The sequence below is a fragment of the Autumnicola aciditolerans genome (assembly GCF_041679265.1).
Classification (GTDB): domain Bacteria; phylum Bacteroidota; class Bacteroidia; order Flavobacteriales; family Flavobacteriaceae; genus Autumnicola.
Genome location: NZ_JBGFSM010000001.1, coordinates 333073 through 355429, shown reverse-complemented (window position 1 = coordinate 355429; position 22357 = coordinate 333073). Strand labels below are relative to the sequence as shown.

The 22357-nt window shown below is 41.7% G+C and carries 16 protein-coding genes; 10 read left to right on the top strand and 6 right to left on the bottom strand.

From position 1 onward, the window contains the following. Positions 1 to 119 precede the first annotated feature (119 nt). The 7 genes from AB8M93_RS01600 to AB8M93_RS01570 all read left to right on the top strand — a co-directional run bounded on the left by AB8M93_RS01600 (position 120) and on the right by AB8M93_RS01570 (position 10670). The gene (locus AB8M93_RS01600; RefSeq protein ID WP_373055871.1) at positions 120 to 929 is read left to right on the top strand and encodes a carboxylesterase family protein; all 810 of its coding nucleotides are present in this window, start codon (positions 120 to 122) and stop codon (positions 927 to 929) included. Beyond that, entirely contained in the window at positions 919 to 3198 is a 2280-nt protein-coding gene (gene bglX, locus AB8M93_RS01595; RefSeq protein WP_373055870.1) for a beta-glucosidase BglX, read from the top strand. Before AB8M93_RS01600 ends, bglX begins: the two co-directional genes overlap by 11 nt. Before the next feature lie 69 nt (positions 3199 to 3267). After that, the gene (locus AB8M93_RS01590) at positions 3268 to 5079 is read left to right on the top strand and encodes a family 43 glycosylhydrolase (RefSeq protein WP_373055869.1); all 1812 of its coding nucleotides are present in this window, start codon (positions 3268 to 3270) and stop codon (positions 5077 to 5079) included. A gap of 312 nt (positions 5080 to 5391) precedes the next feature. Continuing rightward, positions 5392 to 6621, top strand: a complete 1230-nt coding sequence (locus AB8M93_RS01585) for a glycoside hydrolase family 172 protein (RefSeq protein WP_373055868.1) — start codon at positions 5392 to 5394, stop codon at positions 6619 to 6621. Further along, positions 6611 to 8182: a sulfatase family protein gene (locus tag AB8M93_RS01580; RefSeq protein WP_373055867.1), complete on the top strand. Its 1572-nt coding sequence runs from the start codon at positions 6611 to 6613 to the stop codon at positions 8180 to 8182. Before AB8M93_RS01585 ends, AB8M93_RS01580 begins: the two co-directional genes overlap by 11 nt. Positions 8183 to 8221: 39 nt before the next feature. Next, complete coding sequence (locus AB8M93_RS01575) at positions 8222 to 9901, top strand: sulfatase family protein (RefSeq protein ID WP_373055902.1); 1680 nt, start codon at positions 8222 to 8224, stop codon at positions 9899 to 9901. A gap of 160 nt (positions 9902 to 10061) precedes the next feature. Continuing rightward, on the top strand, positions 10062 to 10670 hold the full coding sequence (locus AB8M93_RS01570; RefSeq protein WP_373055866.1) for an EF-hand domain-containing protein: 609 nt from the start codon (positions 10062 to 10064) through the stop codon (positions 10668 to 10670). 73 nt (positions 10671 to 10743) lie between these two features. Here the strand turns inward: AB8M93_RS01570 and AB8M93_RS01565 are convergent, their stop codons facing one another. From AB8M93_RS01565 to AB8M93_RS01555, 3 genes are all read right to left on the bottom strand, one after another. Beyond that, the gene (locus AB8M93_RS01565; RefSeq protein ID WP_373055865.1) at positions 10744 to 11760 is read right to left on the bottom strand and encodes an endonuclease/exonuclease/phosphatase family protein; all 1017 of its coding nucleotides are present in this window, start codon (positions 11758 to 11760) and stop codon (positions 10744 to 10746) included. A 250-nt stretch (positions 11761 to 12010) separates the two neighbouring features. After that, entirely contained in the window at positions 12011 to 12808 is a 798-nt protein-coding gene (locus AB8M93_RS01560; RefSeq protein WP_373055864.1) for a hypothetical protein, read from the bottom strand. 19 nt (positions 12809 to 12827) lie between these two features. After that, on the bottom strand, positions 12828 to 14021 hold the full coding sequence (locus tag AB8M93_RS01555) for a hypothetical protein (RefSeq protein WP_373055863.1): 1194 nt from the start codon (positions 14019 to 14021) through the stop codon (positions 12828 to 12830). Positions 14022 to 14512: 491 nt separating this feature from the next. Here AB8M93_RS01555 and AB8M93_RS01550 point away from each other — a divergent pair, with 491 nt between their 5' ends. Then, positions 14513 to 15214 carry a cupin domain-containing protein gene (locus tag AB8M93_RS01550; RefSeq protein WP_373055862.1) on the top strand — a complete coding sequence of 234 codons (702 nt, stop codon included), beginning with the start codon at positions 14513 to 14515 and terminating at the stop codon, positions 15212 to 15214. Positions 15215 to 15309: 95 nt separating this feature from the next. After that, entirely contained in the window at positions 15310 to 15996 is a 687-nt protein-coding gene (locus AB8M93_RS01545) for a hypothetical protein (RefSeq protein WP_373055861.1), read from the top strand. Between the two features lie 75 nt (positions 15997 to 16071). Here the strand turns inward: AB8M93_RS01545 and AB8M93_RS01540 are convergent, their stop codons facing one another. Together AB8M93_RS01540 and AB8M93_RS01535 are read right to left on the bottom strand one after the other, a co-directional pair. Next, on the bottom strand, positions 16072 to 16869 hold the full coding sequence (locus AB8M93_RS01540) for a response regulator transcription factor (RefSeq protein WP_373055860.1): 798 nt from the start codon (positions 16867 to 16869) through the stop codon (positions 16072 to 16074). Positions 16870 to 17113: 244 nt separating this feature from the next. Beyond that, entirely contained in the window at positions 17114 to 18100 is a 987-nt protein-coding gene (locus AB8M93_RS01535) for an aldo/keto reductase (RefSeq protein WP_373055859.1), read from the bottom strand. Positions 18101 to 18245: 145 nt separating this feature from the next. Between AB8M93_RS01535 and AB8M93_RS01530 the strand changes: the two genes are divergently transcribed. Beyond that, positions 18246 to 20729, top strand: coding sequence for a glycoside hydrolase family 2 protein (locus tag AB8M93_RS01530; RefSeq protein WP_373055858.1), 2484 nt, complete (start codon positions 18246 to 18248; stop codon positions 20727 to 20729). Here the strand turns inward: AB8M93_RS01530 and AB8M93_RS01525 are convergent. Beyond that, complete coding sequence (locus AB8M93_RS01525) at positions 20726 to 22303, bottom strand: carboxylesterase/lipase family protein (RefSeq protein ID WP_373055857.1); 1578 nt, start codon at positions 22301 to 22303, stop codon at positions 20726 to 20728. The two genes, AB8M93_RS01530 and AB8M93_RS01525, sit on opposite strands and share 4 nt — an antisense overlap. Positions 22304 to 22357: the final 54 nt, after the last annotated feature.

Below are 22357 nucleotides of genomic sequence, written 5' to 3'. Positions count from 1 at the left end.
TTTAAAACCTTGTAGGTTTATAATTTGAAGTGTAAGAAATTTTTCAGGGATAAATTGAAAAAAATGAAGATTTAACCTGTGAGATTTAAATGAAAAACAGAAAAAATTTATCAAGAACCATGAAAAATAAACTACTGCTTGTTTTGGCAATTCTGGTCCTTCCGCTAAATCTTTCAGCGCAGGAAGCGTATCAGCGGGAACAGTATATTCAGCAAAATGATACTTTAAAGTACCGCATTCTGTTTCCTAAGGATTTTTCCGAAGAAAAAAAATACCCGGTTTTGCTCTTTCTGCATGGCGCGGGAGAACGTGGGAATAACAATGAATCACAACTGGTACATGGCGGCGATTTATTTCTGAAAGAAGAAACCAGGGAGAAATTTCCTGCCATTGTTATTTTTCCGCAGGTGCCAAAAGAAGACTACTGGGCGCATGTTGAGGTTAACCGGGATAGTTTTCCGCTGCAGTTTAAATTTAAAAACCTCGAAATGCCAACCACTTCTATGAAATTGGCCATTTCTCTTATGGATTCGATTACAAGCCAAAATTATGTAGATCAGGACAGGGTTTATGTTGGCGGCCTTTCCATGGGTGGAATGGGAACTTTTGAAATTCTTTCCAGAAAACCTGAAATGTTCGCCGCGGCTTTTGCCATTTGCGGTGCGGCAGATCCCGCAGTAATTGATAAATACAGGGAAGATCTTGATATCTGGATCTTTCAGGGCGAAAAGGACGATGTAGTCCCTCCGGAATATTCTAAAATGATGGCCAGGGAAATTAATTCCAGTGGCCGCGACGCAAAACTTTCTTTATATCCAAACGATAATCATAACAGCTGGGACTCCGCTTTAGGCGAACCTTATCTTTTGCCGTGGCTGTTTTCCAAATCTCTAAATAATAAAAATGAAACCGAAAAAGATGAAGAGTAGAATACTTTCAATATTAATCCTTGGACTAATTTTTAGCATTTCCGGGTTTGCGCAATCTCAGGATAAAATTCCTGAAGTAGAAGCGCTTCTGGAAAAAATGACGTTGGAGGAAAAAATTGGTCAGCTAAACCTGCTTACTCCCGGGGGTGGCGTGGCTACAGGTGCCGTGGTGAGCAAAAATGTGGAAGATAAGATTAAAGCCGGGAAGGTGGGCGGACTTTTTGGCGTTTCCGGCCCGGAGAAAATTAGAATTGCCCAGGAATATGCCGTTAATGACACCCGACTGGGCATTCCGCTGCTTATAGGATCTGACGTGATCCATGGGTATAGAACAACATTTCCTATTCCGCTAGGGCTTTCTTCCAGCTGGGATATGGATTTGATCCAGAAAACGGCTTCTATCGCTGCCAAAGAGGCGACTGCTGATGGGATTAACTGGAACTTTTCCCCAATGGTGGATATTGCGCGCGATCCGCGCTGGGGCCGTATTGCCGAAGGTGCCGGGGAAGATCCGTTTTTAGGATCTGCAGTAGCTCGCGCCATGGTAAAAGGATATCAGGGTGAAGATCTTACCAATCCTGCCACAATGATTGCCACTGTTAAACATTTTGCCCTTTACGGCGCTGCCGAAGCCGGCCGGGATTATAATACCGTAGACATGAGCAGGGTAAAAATGTTCAATGAATACCTGCCGCCTTATAAAGCAGCGATAGATGCCGGCGCTGGAAGTGTGATGAGTTCTTTTAACGACATCAATGGAATTCCTGCCACGGGGAATAAATGGCTGCTTACCGATCTTTTAAGAGACCGCTGGGGTTTTGAGGGTTTTGTGGTTTCAGATTATACCTCTTTAAATGAAATGATTGCCCATGGCATGGGAGATTTGCAGGCGGTTTCTGCTCTGGCCTTAAATGCCGGGTTAGATATGGATATGGTGGGAGAAGGCTTTCTCAGCACTTTAAAGAAGTCGGTTGAAGAAGGAAAGGTTTCCGAAGAAGACATTACCGTAGCGGCAAGAAGGGTGCTGGAAGCAAAATATAAACTGGGATTATTTGAAGACCCCTATTTGTATCTTGATGAAAACAGGCCTGAAAGCGATATCCTTACAGAAGCACACCGGGAAGTTGCGAGGAAAGCTGCGGCAAGGTCTTTTGTTTTGCTGAAAAAGGAAGGCAGTATTCTTCCGTTAAAGAAAAATGCGAAAATAGGCCTTATCGGCCCACTGGCCAATAACAAGAACAATATGCTGGGAACATGGGCACCTACCGGGGATCCGCAGTTATCTGTGCCGATTCTTCAGGGGCTAAAAAATGTAGCGCCTAATGCTGAAATTACCTATGCAAAAGGAGCTAATATTACTGATGATGCTGAACTTGCTGAAAAAATAAATGTATTTGGTCCGCGTGCTGAAATTGATAAAAAATCTCCTGAAGTATTATTAAAAGAAGCTTTACAAACCGCCAATAATGCTGAAATTATTGTAGCCGTTGTGGGCGAAGCTACCGAAATGAGTGGGGAAGCCGCCAGCCGTACCGATATCACTATTCCTGAAAGCCAGAAAAAGCTTATCCGGGAACTCCTAAAAACAGGGAAACCGGTGGTGCTGGTTTTAATGAGCGGAAGGCCATTGGTGATTTCAGAAGAAATGGAAATGCCGTTGAGTATTTTACAGGTTTGGCATCCGGGAGTAGAAGCGGGAAATGCAGTAGCCGATGTGCTTTTTGGGGACTATAATCCTTCTGGCAAACTTACCGCTACCTGGCCAAGAAGCGTGGGGCAGATCCCTATTTATTATGCTGAAAAAAATACCGGTAGGCCGGAACCTGCTTCCGGAGAATTCGAAAAATTTAAGTCGAATTACCTTGATTCTCCAAATTCTCCATTATTGCCGTTTGGATACGGATTAAGTTATACCGAATTTGAATATTCCGATGCGAAAGCCAGTTCAAATACATTGAATGAAAATGGAGAAATCACCATTAGCGCTACGGTTACTAATACGGGAGAATTTGACGGGGAAGAAGTGGTCCAGCTTTATTTGCATGACAAAGTAAGGAGCATCACTCCACCGGTAAAAGAGTTGAAAGGTTTTAAAAAGATTTTGCTGAAAAAGGGGGAATCAAAAACGGTGGATTTCAAGATTAGCGTAGAAGATCTGAAATTCTACAATGCTAATCTGGAATACGTTTTTGAACCCGGGGAATTTGAATTTTTTATTGCAGGGAGTTCAGTCCATCCTTTCACAGGAACTTTTACGGTTGAAGAATAATATTGGGATGAGCAATTGAATAGAATGAACAGAAACTAATTTTTGATAACAATATTCTAACCTCTAAAAATGAAAGCTAGTTGTAAACTCATCATCATTTCAGCACTTGCGTTTATTGCTGCAGGAAAGTGTTACTCGCAAAATGGCATAAAAGAACGCCATTTTAAAACCTATTGCAATCCTGTAGACATAGATTACACTTACATGGCATTGCACGCCCATACCGGGGTGTCTTACCGTGCCGGCGCAGATCCTGCGGTCATCAACTTTAAAGGCAAATATTACATGTTCGTCACCAGGTCTTTCGGCTACTGGGTTTCAGATGATATGAGCAACTGGAAATTTGTAACGCCGCAAAACTGGTATTTTAACGGCAGCAATGCTCCGGCCGCTGCTGTAGAAGACAATGAGGTAATTGTAGCTGCCGATCCTTCCGGAAGAATGGCGGTGATTAAAACTGATACTCCCGAAGTTGGCGACTGGCAAACCCAGTTTGGCGTTATTCCTATTGAAATCCAGGATCCCGCGCTTTTTGTGGATGATGACGGGAGGGTTTATTTATATGAAGAATCTTCTAATGCGCATCCGCTATATGGGGTAGAACTGGATCCGGATAATTATTATATGCCTATAGGAGAGGAGCAGCCTTTAGTAAGCCTGCATCCGGAAGAACATGGCTGGGAGCGATTTGGGGAGAATCACTCTTCAGATATGGCTCCATACCTGGAAGGCCCCTGGATGACCAGGCATAATGGCACCTATTACCTGCAATACGCTGCGCCGGGAACCGAATTTAACGTCTATGCCGATGGAGTTTATACCAGTGATAATCCGCTGGGGCCCTTTGAGTACGCGCCGTACAATCCAGTTTCTTACAAACCGGGCGGATTCCTTACTGGCGCGGGCCATGGCAGTACGGTTCAGGATAACAATGGCAATTACTGGCATTTTGCCACCATGCCTATTTCGGTGAATTACAAATTTGAAAGAAGGATAGGCCTTTTTCCGGCAGGTTTTGAAGAGGACGGCGAGATGTATGTGAATACCGCTTACGGCGATTACCCTCACCTGCTGCCTGGAACCGATGTTGAGCAACATAAAAACCGTTTTGCCGGATGGATGCTGCTTTCTTATCATAAAGATGCCAAAGCAAATTCGGTAATTGAAAAAGGTATCCGGCAAAAAGTGATCGGCCCAACTATGGAGCCAATCATGACCCCGGAAGATACCCAATATGATGCATCTAAACTTGTTGATGAAGATATTAGCACTTTTTGGGTGGCCAATGGTAATAACGATTCACTACAGGTAAGCATAGATCTGGGAGCGAAGATGCGGGTCAATGCCCTGCAGGTGAATTTCCAGGAATTTAATGCAAATCTCTTCGGAAGGGTAAAAGGCCTGAAGCACCAGTTTATAATAGAATCTTCCCTGGATGGCGAAAACTGGAATACGCTGGTAGATTATTCTGAAAATCTGCGGGATCAGCCTCACGCTTATATAGAACTTGATAAACCTGCCGATGCGAGATATCTGCGGTATCAAAATATTGATACCCCAAATGAATATCTGGCAATTTCGGAATTCCGGGTGTTTGGAAAAGGATACGGAAAGCTTCCGAAACAACCATCAAAATTTGAAGTTTTAAGGCAGGAAGACAGGAGAAATGCCAGTGCAAGCTGGAAAGAAGTGCCGGGTGCCATGGGATATGTATTGTATTGGGGAATAGAAAAGGAAAAACTAAACAATTCAGTAATGATCTATGCTGAAAATGAATATGAACTCCGCGCACTAAATGTAAGCCAGGATTATTATTTCCAGGTGGAAGCTTTCAGCGAAAACGGAATTTCAGAAAGGAGCAAAATACTACATATAGAATAGCAGAAAAATAATATAAAACAATAATCCTGCAAGGTCTTCAAGACCTTGTAGGTATAAATAAGTAAGCGAATCCTGGTTCGGGAAAGACCTACGAGGTTTCAAAAACCTCGCAGGAAGGAGCAAGAACTAGGGCCGTCAAGGCCGGAACAATGGATGTTTGGGTTTACATCCTGCAAGGTCTTTAGGACCTTGTAGGTATAAATAAATAAGCCAATTCTGATTCGGAAAAACCTACGAGGTTTCAAAAACCTCGCAGGAAGGAGCAAGAAAAGAGCATTCTTAAATTTTAAACACATGAGAAAATTTCAATTGATGAAAACCAAGGTATTTGCCTTCTTGATTATATTTAGCATCCCCATATTTTCTTTTGCTCAAAAGATCTATGAAATGCCGGAGAAAAAGGTGGAAACCCGCTGGTCCAGTTTCGAGAACCGCGGCGCAGAAAAAGCGGCCGGAGCTTTGGAAAATAAGGGCGCGAAGGGGCATCCTTTTAATAACATTAATGCCGGCGAAAGCATTTCGCTTTTAGATATAGATGGAAGCGGAACCGTGCAGCGTATCTGGCTTACCTTTAGCGATCGCAGTCCGGAAATGCTGCGCTCCCTCGTTATCAATATGTATTGGGACAATAAAGAAAAACCAGCTGTTTCTGTTCCAATAGGAGACTTTTTTGGGGTAGGGCTGGGAAAAAGGGTGCCTTTTGAAAGTACATTTTTTGCCGATCCTGAAGGCCGTTCCTTCGTTTGTTACATTCCCATGCCTTTTAAAGAAGGCGCTAAGATCGAAATCGTTAATCAGTCGCAAAAAGACCTGAAAGCGCTTTTTTATGATGTAAATCTTACCTTAGAAGAACATCCCGAAGATTTGCTCTATTTTCATGCTTACTGGCATCGCGTTCCGCAGACAAATTTAGGAGAAGATTTTAAAATCCTGCCGCAGGTTAGCGGAAAGGGAAGATACCTGGGAACCAATGTTGGGGTAATCACCAATAAAGATTACGCCGATTCCTGGTTTGGGGAAGGCGAGGTGAAAATATACCTTGACGACGATACCGATATCCCGACTTTAGTAGGATCGGGAACCGAAGATTACGTTAGTACCGCATACGGGCAGGGCGCCTATTCCCAACAATATCACGGTTCTCCAGTCGCAGATAAAGAGAATGGCGAATTTGCCTTTTATCGTTACCATGTGCCGGACCCGGTTTATTTTTACGACGGAATTAAAGTCACTTTGCAGCAAATGGGTGGCGCACCACAGGAAAAGGTGAAAGAATTTTTGAAAAACGGGGCAAAACTGCAGCCGGTAACCATAGATGCTGCTGAAGGCTTTTACCGCCTTTTAGGGAAAGATTCAAATATTAGTATTAAGGATGCAGATGCGCCAAAAGGCTGGACTAACTTTTATCGTGAAGACGATGTTTCGGCAACTGCCTATTTTTATCTGGATAAACCGGTAAGCGATCTGCCTTCGCTTCAGCCTGTGGAAATCCGCACCCAAAACCTTTCAAAGAATGTTCAAAATGCAAAGAATGGCCTCTAAATTAAAATTTTTGTTCTTACTTTTGTGGGCAGTATCCGGGATTTTTCCGCAGCAAACTTCGGCGCAAAACCGCACAGCTACAAAGCCAAATGTGGTCTATATAAATGTGGACGATTTAGGCTATGGAGATCTTGGCGTGTATGGAGCTACAAAAGTGCATACGCCAAATATCGATAAACTTGCTTCCCAGGGTATGCGGTTTACCGATGCGCATACTGTTTCGGCCGTCTGCACGCCTTCCCGTTATGCCTTTATTACCGGTGAATATCCTGTGAGAGCCAACAATCTTTCCAGCGCTATTTTTGATCGTGATTCTTTGATTATAGATCAGGACCAGCTTAGCGTTGCCGATATTTTTAAAGAACAGGGTTATGCTACCGGAATTGTGGGAAAATGGCATTTGGGCTTTGGAACTAAACGGCCGGTAAACTGGAATGAAGAATTAAATCCCGGCCCCCTGGAATTGGGCTTCGATTATTATTTTGGAGTTCCCGTTTTAAATTCTCACCCTCCGTTTGTTTATGTCCGGAACCATTATGTGGTGGGATTGGAAGAAGACGATCCGTTTGTTTGGGGAGAAGAAGCGAATACGCAGCCTTTTCCTGAAAAATGGAACAAATGGAATCAGAAAATAGGCGGGGCAGATAAAGCCCATTCCCTTTATAAAGACCGGCTGGTGGGAACAACATTGAAGGATTCTGCCATAGCTTTTATAAAACGTCATAAAGAAGAACCCTTCTTTTTGTATTATGCCACCACCAATATTCATCACCCGTTCACGCCTGCCAAACGTTTTGTAGGCAGCAGTGATGCCGGGCGTTATGGTGATTTTATAGAGGAACTGGACTGGATTGTTGGGGAAGTGATGAAAACTTTGGAAGAAGAAAACCTTGCAGAAAATACAATGCTCATCCTTACCAGCGATAATGGCGGTATGCTGAACATGGGTGGGCAGGATGCCTACAAAATGGAACATCATATGAACGGCGACCTGCTCGGATTTAAATTTGATGCCTGGGAAGGAGGGCATCGTGTTCCGTTTATTGTACGCTGGCCCGGGAAAGTGAAAGAGAACAGCATAGCTTCGCAGCTATTGAGCAGCAATGTAGATATGGCTGCGACTTTCGCAGCGCTTTTTAACAGGAAGCTGCAAAAAGGCGAAGCCTTGGATAGTTACAACATGCTCCCGGTAATTTTGGGAGAAACCGATAAACAGATTAGAAATGAAATGCTTATTGCTCCCAACAATCTTGAAAATATTGCTTTGAGGCAGGGAGAATGGATGTATATTTCAGCGCAGGGAGGTGGTGGTTTTACTGCGCCTTACAGGGGCATGCATGATTTTGGCGGCCCGGCGGCAACCACTTTTACCGGGCAGGAGAACAGTGATATTGAAAATGGAAAAATAAAGGAAAACGCCCCGCCCGCACAGTTATATAACCTGAAAAAAGATCCTTCAGAAAAGGTGAACCTCTATAATGAATATCCACAACAGGTAGCGGAAATGAAAAAGCGAATTGAGCAAATTCGTGCTTCAGAACAAACGCGTCCAATTCAATAACTTTTCAGTAAAATGAAAACTTCAGCTAAAACAGACATGATGAACAGATTCTTGAAATTTTTATTTTTCAGCGGTTGCTTTTCTATGCTATTTACAGCTTGCAAAGATTCCGCTTCCGAAGAAAATAAAGAAAAAGAAAACGCGAAAAAGCCAAATATCGTTTTCATAATGTCAGACGATCATGCATTGCGGGCGATAAGTGCCTACGGCCATCCGCTAAGCAAACTCGCGCCTACTCCTAATATAGACAGGATTGCTGAAGACGGGGCTACTTTCTTCAGGAATTATTGCACTAACTCTTTATGCGGGCCCAGCCGGGCCACTATTTTAACAGGCCAGTTTAGCAATGAAAATGGCTTTAGGATGAATGGTGACAAATTTGACGGTTCCCAGGTAACCATACCAAAAGTGTTGCAGGACAATGGCTATACCACCGCAATTATTGGAAAATGGCATTTGGGAACCACCCCAACCGGCTTTGATTACTGGGAAATTTTAAACGACCAGGGCCATTACTACAATCCCGATTTTATTAAAAATAATGATACCACCCAGGTACAAGGCTACACTACCGATATTATTACCGATAAAAGCATCGCCTGGATGGAAGCACAAAAATCTGCAGATAAGCCTTTCTTTCTAATGGTGCATCATAAAGCGCCGCACCGCAACTGGATGCCGCCTTTGCGCTATGCCAATTTATATGACAGTACCAAATTCCCGCTTCCGGATTCTTATTTCAGGGAATTTGATTCCACTCAAATTGCGGCCAGGGACCAGCTAATGACGATTTATAAAGATATGTATGAAGGTTATGATCTTAAAATGACCATAAAAGAAGGAAGCCCAGAGCTGGCACATGACCCGTGGAACAATGAATTTAGCCGGATGACTGCGGAACAGCGTGCGGCCTGGGACAGTGCCTACCAGCCAAAGAACGATGCCATGCACCGTGCGAATTTAAAAGGAAAGGAACTGGATGAATGGATGGGACAGCGTTTTTTACAGGAATATTTAGCAACGGTGAAAGCGGTTGATGACGGCGTTGGAAGAATTTTGGACTACTTAAAATCCAGCGGAATGGATGAAAATACTTTGGTGGTTTATACCTCAGACCAGGGTTTCTACCTGGGCGAAAATGGATGGTTTGATAAGCGCTACATGTATGAAACCTCTTTTCGCATGCCGTTGCTTATGAAGTATCCCGGGCATATAGAAAAAGGAGAAAAAGTTTATGCCCTTACCCAAAATCTTGATTATGCAGAAACGTTTCTGGACTATGCCGGGGCTCCCATTCCGGAGGAATTCCAGGGGAAATCCTTTCGGCCTGTGCTGCAGGGAGAGGTGAAAGGTAAAAACTTCAGGGATGCTATTTATTATCATTACTATGATTTTCCTGCGTTCCATATGGTTAAAAAACATTACGGGGTAAGAACAGATCGCTACGCGCTCATGCATTTTTATGATAACATAGACCAGTGGGAAATGTATGATCTTGAAAAAGATCCTAAAGAACATCACAATATTTATAATGATCCGGCTTATGCTGATGTACAGGAAAAACTTCATCAAAAGCTGGATTCCCTTCAGCAGCAATACAATATCACAGAGAAAGAATTCGAAACCACTCCTAAGGAACAGGTGGACCGCGCTTATGACATGTTTTCAAAATTAAAGGGAGAAGAGCCGGGATATTATCCGCGTGGAGAGAGTAATTAGCAGCAATATTCTATGGGAGTGATGAAAAATGGAGATTTTTCCTTTTTGTAATTCTTTCTTTTGAACCTTTAAACTTTCATTATGAAACATTTAGCAGTGAAAATATGCTGAACATTTCCTTTTAGGGTAAATTAAGAGGACTAATTCTAAACAGATGATTATGAAAAAGTTGATTTTAGTTTTCACCTTGCTTTTTACAATAAGTTCTTCTTTAATCTCCTGCAAGAATAATGAGAGTAAAACGGAAGAAATGCTGGAAAACGATTATGATAATGACATTATTGAAGACGACGAAGAAGCAGGTGTTTTTGATGAATATGATAAAAACGGCGATGGTTACTGGACTAAGGATGAATTTGGGGATTCTTTTGAAAATGATTTTGCCGACTGGGATGGTGATGATGACGGCACTTTGGATGAAGATGAATTTTATAAAACCACCTTTGGAAATACCGATGCCAATGACGACGATTCCATAAGCGAAGAAGAATGGAACCAGGGTTATAGCGGGATGTATGGCAATTATGCCGAAGAGGCTGATTTTGATACCTTTGATGCCAATGATGACGGAATATTGGATATGAACGAATGGAGAAATGGCTTTTCAGACTCCGAATGGTTTGATCCTTACGATGGTGATGATTCAGATGACCTGATTACTGAAGCCGAATGGAACGATGGCCTTTATGGAGACTGGGATACCAACAGTGATGGAAGAATAGATGAAGACGAGTTTGTAGCCTATAATGGTTACTATGAGAACTGGTAATCCGTTTGTGATTTTAAGTACCTGCCCGGAGATTTCTCCGGGTTTTTTATGTAAAGAAAATAAATTTTCGGAATTATTCTAAAGCCAGTTCTGCAAGAATTGGAAAATGATCGGAATGAAATTTAGGTAACCGCTGAATTTTTACCACAGAAAATTCTTCGGAAACAAAGAAATGATCCAGAGGCCAGCGCATCATCAGAGATTTGGCATTGAAGGTATTATAAAGTCCGCGGCCAATCCTTACATTATCCAAAATATCCTCTTTTTCCAGGAGCCGCGAAGTATGAGACCAGGAAACATCGTTAAAATCTCCTGCCACCAGGCTGGGAATTTCTTCCCGTGCAACAATTTTCCCAAGCTTTTGAAGAGCTACTTCCTTTTGCTCGTCTTTCCCTCCGTCGCCAATATTTTCAGGATACTTATCACTGGGAAAAGGTGCCACAGGGTGCATTCCGTGAAACCTGAACCTTTTGCCGGAAGGCAGTTTCACATCAGCATGAAAGGAGGGAACACGGCTATGATTAAAGAATCTAATTTTGGTATTTTCCAGGGGTAATTTAGAGTATAAGGCCATTCCATAGGCATTGTCCAGCGGGAGGCTCATACGGTGGGGATAAGTGCTGTTGAGGCTTTGGAGATTTTCCACCCACCAGTCATCTACTTCCATGGCCAGTACCATATCTGGATTTGCATTCCTAATGATATCAAGAAATTCTTCAGCATGATGATTGGTAATTAAAACATTCCCCAGCAAAATGCTCACGGTGTTTTCAGGCTTTACAAGTTCCATATTGGCATTGGGAACTGTTTTTTCTCCTGCAAAATAAGGCAGGATAAAATTAAGCTGTATGAAAATGGAAGCTACTAAACCCGAGAGAAGAAGAAAGGATGGAGTTTTCCATTTTTTGTTAACCAGTATAAAAATAATCAAAAGCGCAACTGCAGCTATTAGATACTGGGTTCTGGGGAAATCCAGTACTTTAAGGTACCATCGGGGAATGTCGTAAACCAGGGAAAGCATTGTACATAAAATCAGAAGGGTGCAGCAGAGGATGGTGAAATAATAAATAATTTTGCGGAGAAGCTTCATAAGATGGGTATCAATTTTCAGGTGCTTCTAATTTACGAATTATCTGCAATTTCACAGGAGGGCATGGAGCCTGGCCAAATAGATGTATGGTATTTAGCCGGTATGGGAAAGAAAATGCTTCGGCAGAAATAGGAATATAAAAATTTTATTATGGTTTCAATAATGGGATATTCAACAAAAATCAGGATAAGCCTGGTTAAATATGATTCCATAATGCTGAAAATAAAAAAGGAGACAAGAATTAATTATATTACCGGGATTGCCTGAAAGGTCTTAGGGTGTTAAACTCATAAGTGATAATACTCTTAAGAATAAGATCGTCACTACCGGCATTCAGTCCGGTTCCTGCACCGAGCTGCCAGTTAAAACCTTTAAAAAATTTCAGGTCGGCCACAGCAAAGACTACGTGTTCCTGCTCTTCAGAAGGTGCAAGGTCTCTTAATTCTCCATGCCTGCCATAGTATTCGGCGCCAAGTTGTATAGTATAATGCCTGCGCCAGTATATCCCGCCAAAAAAGTTTCCGTTTAATCCATCTTTTACTTCTTCTCCGGAGATATCTTTGCTTATGGCCGGGTTAAGATTTATTCTGAAGTCACCAAGATCCTTTTGTAAAATGAAGCGCATTTCCAGCTCAGAAGCTTCTTCTACTTCTTTGGAAGGTTGGTAATATTCCAGATAAAGGGCAGAATTAAAAAATCGTTTGTACTTGCTGAAAAGGGAGTATCTGGCTACTGCCCTAAATCGATAGTAAGACAGGGAAACATCTGGTGAATCTCTAAAATCGCCGTACATACCCACTGTAAACTTATCTGTTATTCCATATTCAATTTCAGCAGAATGTAAAAATAAGCCCTGGCGGGAATATTCATTGCCATTTCTTTCAAAGCTAAGATCACTTTCAGCAATGGTTTTATTCCATACCATTACTTCCATCCAGCCTCTTCTTAATGTTTCCCAGCCATACACACGGTAATATTGTGCGCTCATCGCAGATGAGGATAAAATGGATGCGATAAAAAATAAAATTTTATAGTTTTTGTTTTTCATTTTAATAGCTTTTATTTCCTTATTTCTGGCCAACTTCCACATCTACATCATCAAAACGATAATTAATGTCTTCTGCAAAATGATTACCGTATTCCCGGCCATACCTTCTTACTTCTGGCGCGGGGGCAGTTACCTCCAACTGGTATTTGCCTTCTTTTGGCACTCTTATATTTAAGCCGTAATGATACAGCCATGGATGCCACATCATCCCGGGACTTACTTTTTCAACCAGATCATTATTTTTATAAAAGCTCGTGGTGACCTGGAATCCGGGGATTATCCTGCCGGTTTGAACATCGCGCACCACAACTTCCACATGGGCATTTTTTTCGGTGCTTTGTTCTGCCCGCATATTAAAACGAAGTTTTCCATCCTTAACTTCCCAGAAACTTTCAGCATATTCCACGGCATAAGTGAGCAGGTAATCCCCAATTTGTATTTCTTCACCGTCCATGGCAGTACTGGAGATCATCGCATTAAGAGCATCTTTAATTGCCCTGCCCTGGTTCTGGGCCAATGGCATCCATTCCTTTTCGTTTTCGGTATTTTCAGCTTCCTTTAAATCCCTTTCACCAATGGTAATAGGATTAAATTGTGCAAATACCTGCTCGTGGTAGCGGTCTCCATTAACAGGGTCGTGTCTTCTAATGCGTGGCGGGTCTACCAAAATTTTTAAGGAAAAGGGGCCGGATGGAAGGTTTATGTTGGTTCCATGCCTGTTCACCAAAGGATGGTAACCCATTGGTAGTTGGTATTCTTCTAATACCTCTCCGGCGGGAGAAAGTAAACGGGCGGTTACTTTTACACCAGGCACCGCTCTGCCATCATACCCATCCCTTACAAGAACTCCTAAAAATGCATTCCCTTCCGGCTCATGCCAATGTAGAGTTTCATTATCTAAAGTATACCAGCCTTTAGGTCGCTCTAAAACATACGCGATTTTGTATGGCCCGGCCATCATTTGCGCCCCGTTTGCATGATTTTTTAAATAGAAGAAGGCATCTTCAACCGCTTTCCCCTGATTTTTGGCAAGGCTTAGTTGCTGTGCAGTGGTTTCATTGGTGACTGCGGAAAGTGGAATGCCAGGTTCGGATGCAAAACCTTCTGCCGTGGTACGGGTGCCTTCTTCCATGGTAGGATTTACGGTAACACAGGAATTAAAGAGGCTAATGATTGCAAAAAGTGCAATCCCATATAAGTAATCTTTTGTCATAGCCAGATTTATCTAATTTTTACTACAAATTAGTAGAGGCCGGTGAAAATCAAAAGTAATTTTAAATGCTATTAACGCTTAATTGGGAAAGCTTTATAAATGAAGAGGAGGATCACATTAATGCTTCAACACATTAAAATGCAATGATAAGTAAATCTTTCAGGGAAATTTAAAATTTACCATGTCAAGCATCTGCTCCCACATCACGGTGGTAATTTTCTTTCTGTGTTCGCTTTGCGTGCAATGGCATAAGGCTTTATTATTGGTAGCCACAGTATCTAAGATATTTTGCAATCTTTTTTTTGAATCAAGAGTATCAAAATTTTCAGTTTATCATTTCAACCAAAACGGATTGATTTTAAAAAAATCACTAAAAATGGGTATTGCTTTGAGATTTTTTCATTTCTACATTTACTTCAGTAATAATTATCAATATGCCCTGGATAATTAGTATTAGCATCTTAAAATCTAATCTAACTCTTAAATATAAAATGATGAGAAATTGTTTTAAAGTGGTGATTGTGGCACTTACTATGGGCATAAGCTCCCTTGCTACAGCACAGGAAACCTTTGGTGACTATACTAAAAAGGAAGATGCCGTAAAGGTGCGGCCTTTTAGAATTGGTTTAAAATTAGGGTTTCCAAATATAGCGGGGGGTAATTTAGAATATGTGACTCCTCTGTTCAATCACAAATTATCTGTGGATCTTGATTATACCAGTCTGGATTTTGGCTTTGTATCAAGTTTGCTATTGGATGAAGAAGAGGAAGATGACAGTTCAAATCTAACCTTCTCTTATTACCAGGGCGGACTCAACTATTATTTTTTTAAGCCTGGAGAAGGCCTTTATGTGGGTGCTAACTATGGTGCCTTAAAGCTGGAGTTTACTGAAAGTGATCTTCAATCTGATGAAGACCCGGGCAAAACAGGTGTTGCTACAATGGAATTTAAAAGAAATTCCTTCAGCGTAAAACTTGGCGCCAAATTAGGCGGTCTCTTTTACTTCAGGCCTGAGATTGGATATTCTTTTCAGGAGTTGCCAAAAAGTGTGGATACTACTGTAAGGTTTAATGATGGTTCTTCAGAAACACAAACCTTTTACCTTGATGATTTTTTTGATACTGAAGGCACCCCTCAAAAATACCTGTTTGAAGGCTTTATAGCCAATATTGGGTTTGGATTTTCCTTTTAAGTAAAACCAAAAACCCAAAAACCTGCGGGCTCTTTAATCCGGCTTCTCATAAAATAATGCTGTAAAATAATCAATAATCCAATAAACAAATACTCATGAAGAAAGCTACATTACTACTATTTTTAATTCTTACCTGCAACCTTATGCCTATAAGCAGTACTTACGCTGCTGATTATGGAAAAAAGAAAGTCAAAATTGGCGTTTCTGAAACCGATGCCGAAATCTATGTAAATGGAAAATTGCTGGGGAAAGGTTCTACTGAAATAGTTGTTCCTAAAGATGACTGTGTAACGGTTATTGCCAAAAAGGTAGGCTTCCTGGAGGAAACTATTGAATTCTGCAACCAGAAAGGAATGGCCAAACCTCCAAAAACACATTATATAAGCCTTAAAAATGATGATGCTTTTGATGCGTCGGTACAAACCGATATAGCAAATGTAGATATAGAATTGCCAATTAGCCAGATGGACAGGGACCAGGCCTGGAAAATTATTAACCAGATTGTGCTCAATTATATAGATGTAATCGAGATGACAGACAAAGAAACCGGTTATTTGAGAACCGCCTGGTCCCTGCAAACTTTTCAGCAAAATACCATTCGTACCCGTATGATTGTGAAAGAATCTTCCAGCAGCCCTTTAACTTTTAAAGTAAAGCTGGTAAGTGAAGAATCCGGTGATGCCATGACCAGCGTTAAAAGTGATCATCTCTATAAAGAATGGGACCGCGTGCTTAGGAGTTATAATAATGTGATCCCTGAATTTCAGGCAAGACTAAAATAACCACCTGGATAGTAAAACGCTTATCCGGTAAAAGATTGGTCGCAATTTGTAGGGGAATTGCGGCTAATCTTGTTTTTATTGTAAAATCCCGGCCATCATACTTTCCGCAATAAGTTCAGCCGTGTTCTTACAACCGCTCTTTGCAAGCACATTTTTCCTATGGGTATGGATGGTATGGATAGACAAATTAAGTTCCCCGGCAATTTGTTTGGCGCCATAACCTTTGGCTAAAAGGTCTACTATTTCTTTTTCCCTGTTGGTAAGCGTGGAGGAGATATCTGGTTCGGGATGTCCGAGCTTTGGACTAAAATTTCCTTTTTCTGTAGAGACATTATAAAAAGATTGCTCCCCTTTTAAACTAATAAAAGAAACCTTTGTAGTACTGGTGGTAGCCAGGTGGGAAATATCACTGTGGATGGCAAGGACATGTAAAGGAGTATTGTTTTCTGCAACAGACAATGGAGTGGCCTGCATCAGCATAACCCGATGCCTGCCATTATGATCTTCCATTTTGTAGGTATAAATGATTTTGTAATTAACGATATCCCTTGATTCCAGGTAGCGTGTAAAGAAGTCCTTAATGACCAGCTCTTTGCGTTCCAGTTTCTCAATTTCTTCAGGTAAGGCTGCTCCCAGTAATTGCTGCATGCTTATCTCCTCAGCAGGAATCCCCATAAAGTCCTTTACACTGGGGGAAATGTAATCCAGTTCCAAATTGTGCATATTCATGATGTAAAAATACGATTCACCCGGGGCAAAGAGACTGGCGACTTTTTCAAATTGCTGAGTTACTTCATACTTGGAGTATTTGAAGATTCGGGATGAGTATTGTGATTTCCATAATTGAGAAATTTTATCCGATTCATTCTGCATATCAGGTTGTTAAAATTTTCTAAATATAAATAAAATTATGAAAATCTCATGTTTTTAATAAAAAAATAAAATTAAGTTGATTCTGAATAGAATTTAATTGAAGTTTTTGTGAATGTTGCGATAAGAAGAGGGCTAGCCAAAAATTTCTACTCTACCTTAATTGAAAATTTAAAGCTTTCCCGCTTTAAAATACGATAGCTGCAGCTTTTCGGAATAGCCCCCTGATCATTTATATGTTTAACATCTACCAGCGCTGGTGCACCTGTGGCTTAATATATTGGTTATAAATAGCATTCATCTTCTCTATTTTTTCCTTACTTAATTCCGGAAGGTCATAAACAGAGGTATTAGATAATAAATGCTCTTTTTTAGAGGCACCCGGGATTATGCAGCTTATCTCGTTGTACTGCAGGATCCATTGCAAAGCAACCGGTGCCAGGTTTTCCACATCGGGAAATAGAGATTTTAATTCATCAACAGCTTTTAATCCCTGTTCATAATCTACACCAGAAAAAGTTTCTCCCTGGTCAAAGGCCTCACCGTTACGGTTAAAATTCCTGTGATCCTCTTTGTCAAAACTGGTGCTTTTATCAAATTTACCGGTTAGCAGCCCACTTGCGAGCGGCACCCTTGCAATAATCCCGATATCTTTTTTAGCTGCTTCCTTAAAAAATAACTCAGATGGACGCTGGCGAAAAAGGTTAAAGATTATTTGAACGGTGGCCACATTTGGATATTCTATTGCCTTTATGGCTTCTTCAATTTTTTCTACACTTACTCCCAGATTTTGAACTTTTCCCTGTTCCTTAAGGCGTTCAAAAGTTTCAAAAATTTCAGGCCGATAGTAAACGTCGGTGGGAGGGCAATGGAGTTGCACAAGGTCTAAAGTTTCAAGACCAGTTCTTTTAAGGCTGTCTTCCACATATTTGGTTAATACTTCCGGAGTATAATTTTCGTTGATGTGGGGGTTAATTTGCCTGCCGCACTTGGTGGCTACATAAATTCTTTCGGAGCGGGAACGTACCACTCTTCCAACCGCCGTTTCACTCATTCCCTGTTCATAAACATCGGCGGTGTCTATAAAATTTACGCCCTGGTCAATAGCAGTATTGATGATATCATCGGCTTTATAGTCATCAAAGCCAGAACCCCATTTCCCTCCAACCTGCCATGTGCCAAGGGATATTTCTGAAATTTCAAGGTTGGTCTTTCCTAATCTTCTGTATTTCATATTTTCTATTTTTGTTTAAATTTAAACATTAAAATTGCCAATAGAAAACCAATGGTTTCTCAGGTGGAAATTTTGATGATGCCTTATATCTTCTTCAGAAGAAACTAAAGCTATTTTGCTTAAATTGAAAGCAAATATTTCTAAAATGCACCGACTTCTGATTCTTTTCCTGCTTTTTTCTTCCGCAGTTACTGCCCAGCAAACCGAATTAAAGACCTGGCAATTTTCTTCTGAAAAAAATCCCGAAATACAACAGGTAAACCTTCCGCATACCTGGAATAGCAAGGATGCTTTTGATGATGAGCCAGGCTATTGGCGGGGCAAAGCGGTGTATGAGAAAATTATTAGTATAAAAGATACTTCCCGGGCCTATTATCTCCGGTTTGCGGGAGCAAATCAGGATGCGAAAATTTATGTAAACCATCAGGAGGTTGGAATGCATAAAGGAGGTTATACCGCATTTGAAATTCCGGTTTCTTCCGCAGTAAAACCGGGGGAAAATAAAATAAGAGTGGAGCTAAGCAACGCGCATGACGAAAGCATTCCTCCCCTGGATGCTGATTTCACTTTTTATGGCGGGCTCTACCGGAAAGTATGGCTGGTGGCAGAAAATAAAATTCATTTTAAGAAGAAATATGGAACAGACGCGGTAAAAATTCAGCCCGTAGTGGATGAAAAAATGAATGCTGAAGTCCGGCTTTCAGGGGAAATCGAAAATACCCGGAAGGAGGAGCTGCAATTAAAAATTTCTCTTTTTAATCCTGAAGGGCGGGAATTTTATTCCGAAGAAATAGAGAGTATCACAAATTTCAGTTTCAATTTTCCGGTCTCACAACCAGAATTGTGGTCGCCCGATCACCCGAAATTATATGAACTTAAAATTGCCATTTTTAACCATGCTTCAAAAACAATGGATACCTATTCCCATAAGATCGGGTTTCGGAAATTTGAAACTTCGGTGAAAGGATTTAAATTAAACGGCGAGGAGTTAAAACTTATTGGCGTAAACAGGCATCAGGATTGGGCGGGTTATGGCAATGCCGTTCCTGTGGAAAAGCAGCTGCAGGATATGGTAAATATCAAAAAAATGGGCGCAAATTTTCTACGCCTGGCGCATTATCCGCAGGACCAGGAAATTTATAAGGCTGCCGATAGCCTTGGCCTAATTTTATGGTCTGAGATCCCTGTAATCAATAAAGTTCCCGTGGCAGAAGATTACGCAGCCTATGAGAAAAATGCTTTGCAGATGCAACGGGAGCATATTGCCCAAAATTACAATCATCCTTCTTTCATCTTTATTGGCTATATGAATGAAATTTTTATCAGGATGGTATTTGATAATGCTGAAGCTGATGAAAAAAATGCTATTATAGAACACACTTTAAAGCTGGCCCGGAAACTGGAAAATCTTACCCGTGAGCTTGCACCGAAGCACCTTACGGTTATGGCCATTCACGGGAACCAGATCTATAATGAAACCAAAATTACCAGCCTGCCAATGGTTTTGGGCTGGAATCTTTATTATGGATGGTATGATGGCAAAATTGAAGACCTGGGGCCGTTTCTGGATAAGGAACATGAGAAATACCCGGAGCGGCCGATTATAATTTCTGAATATGGTGTGGGAGCAGATGCCCGGCTACACAGCATTTCCCCTGAAAAGTTTGATTTTACCGAAGAATATCAGCTCCTGTATCACCAGGGTTACCTGGAGCAGGTGCTGGCAAGGGATTTTGTGATAGGAATGACCGCCTGGAATTTTGCCGATTTTGGATCGGAATTTCGCGGAGATGCCATGCCGCATATTAATCAGAAAGGTTTGGTAAATTATGACCGAAGCCCTAAAAATATCTATTACTGGTACGAGGCTATGCTTAGGCCAGAGGAGCAATTCAGCAGGATTTACCGGAACGAGCCGTTGCATATAAGCACTTCCGTGGAAAAGATTTTAAAGATTATTTCCAACCAGGAAGTAATTATAAAGCTGAATGGTGAAAAAATAGCGCAAAAAGTTCCCGAAGAGGGAATTGTAAAAATAGGACTTCAGCTTAGTGAGGGCGAAAATAAAATTGAAGTGCTGAATACGGAAGGGGAACTGGAGGATAGCCTAAAGCTGGAATGGCAAAAACCGAATTTTTCCGCCAGTGACTGGCTGGGGATAAATTTTGGCAGTAACAGTTATTTTATCGATGAGGAAAACAGCCAATGGCTTCCCGCTTCAGCATTAAAAACAGTGCATGTTTCTGAAAAGGCCAAACGGGTAAAAAGCAGCACTAACATCAGGAATACCAAAGATGATCCTTTGTTCCAGACCGGGATTGGCGAGGTGCAAAATCTTACTATTGAAGTGCCTGAAGGAACCTACGAGGTAGCGCTGTTTTTCGCCAATCTTGGCAAAGACAAAAGGCTTGCCTACGAGTTGAATAAAAAGGATAATGACCAAAAAACTTCAACCGGAAATCTTGTTTTAAAGGTAAACGGCCGGGAACTGGAAATAGAGAATCCGGATGATTTTCATTTTATAAAGAAAACAGTGCAGGTTAAAGCGGTCAAAGCGATAGAAATTAAAGCAAAGGCCGGGACCGCTTTTTTCATCAATGCTATTTCCCTGGAAAAACAGAAAAATTAATCGTTTCCATAGGCTTTATCCAGAAACAGGTATCGCGCATCATCTTCTGCTTCTTTAACCTTACTTTCGGTGGCCATAATAAGTACCGGCGGGCTGGCGTCTCCAGCTTTTGCTGAAGGCCACTCCGGAAGCCCTTCGGAATTCGGGTTTCCGGTTTTAATGAAATTTGCCAGGTATTGCTGGATTAATTTAGAAACCTTGTAGTCTTCCGCAGTCCAGGCATATTCATCTGTGAGTTCCAGATTTCCCAGGAAATAAGGAATTTCGGAAGCATGAGCTGCGCCGGCAGGTTGGGTTTGGCGTGCTGCTGCGGTTTTAAGCGGTGGCCTTATTTTGCTGAACAGGTAACGGTAAACCGGCTCTTCACTGTTCTTGCGCTGCAGGTCAAACCATTTCCAGGTGCTGTAGGCAATAAACCGGTCTGAAGCCAGGGCAGTGGCCGATTGTTCAATTTCCTCTTTGGAAGAATGCGGGTACAGTTTCAACACTTCTTTATAATCTTCAGGATAAGCCTGTTTTACTTTATTGATATAATTTTCTTCGGAATAAGGCTGGCCCTGCATAAAGGAAGTCCCGGGGATTTCAGCAGAATTCCAGCCCACCAGGAGCGGTACCTGCGCCTGTTTTCTACTCCTGAAGATCTCCGGAAGAGGTTTTGGCAGGAAGTAGCCGTCTATTACGCTGGAGAAACGAAAACCTTCTGAAGCTTTATATTTTTCAAATAATTCTTCCGTTGAGGTATTACGCATTTCTGCAAGGGAAGAATAACCTGCTTTTTCGGCAAACCGTTTGCCGTTAGCTTCCGCTTCAGCTAAAGAAACAGGGGCAAGAGTGGGTTTTATGGCAGCCCCGCTTTCACCAATGGCACCCGCGATGAGGTCTTTGGAAAGGGGCGAGGCCATTTGAGCGCTAACCGAAATGGACCCGGCAGATTCCCCGGCAATGGTCACTTTTTCAGGATCGCCCCCAAAAACTGCAATATTATCCCTTACCCATTGCAGGGCGGCAAGTTGGTCCAGCAAACCGTAATTTCCGGAAGCCCCGTATTCAGATTCTTTGGAAAGTTGGGGATGAGCATAAAATCCAAAAATATTAAGCCGGTAATTTGTAGTGACGGTCACAATTCCTTTTTGTGCCATTGCTGCACCATCGTAGCGGGGTTCAGATCCATCTCCTGCCACAAAGCCCCCTCCGTAAAAATATACCAGTACGGGTAATTTCTCCTTGCTTTTTCCTGCCGGCGCCCAAACGTTCAGGTAAAGGCAATCTTCACTTTGGCCGTCCCGTCGAAAAACCATATCGCTAAAAACATTAGCCTGAACCGGCGATGGGCCAAATTTCTTTGTGGATTTTATCCCATTCCAGGCTTCCAGGGGTTGTGGTGCCTTCCATCTAAGGTCTCCAACAGGAGGTTTTGCAAATGGAATTCCAAGAAAAACATTCAAATTTTTTTGGGCATCGTGATACCCTTCAATTTTTCCGTTTTTTATGTTTAACAGTACGGGATTATTTGTTTGTGCCGGCAGTTGTAAATAAAGTAAAATGCATACCGGCAGGATCAAAAAATTTTTCATGGAAAAGTAATTTGTATTAAAGATACTGCTTTCTAAAAAAAAGCTGCCGGAAAT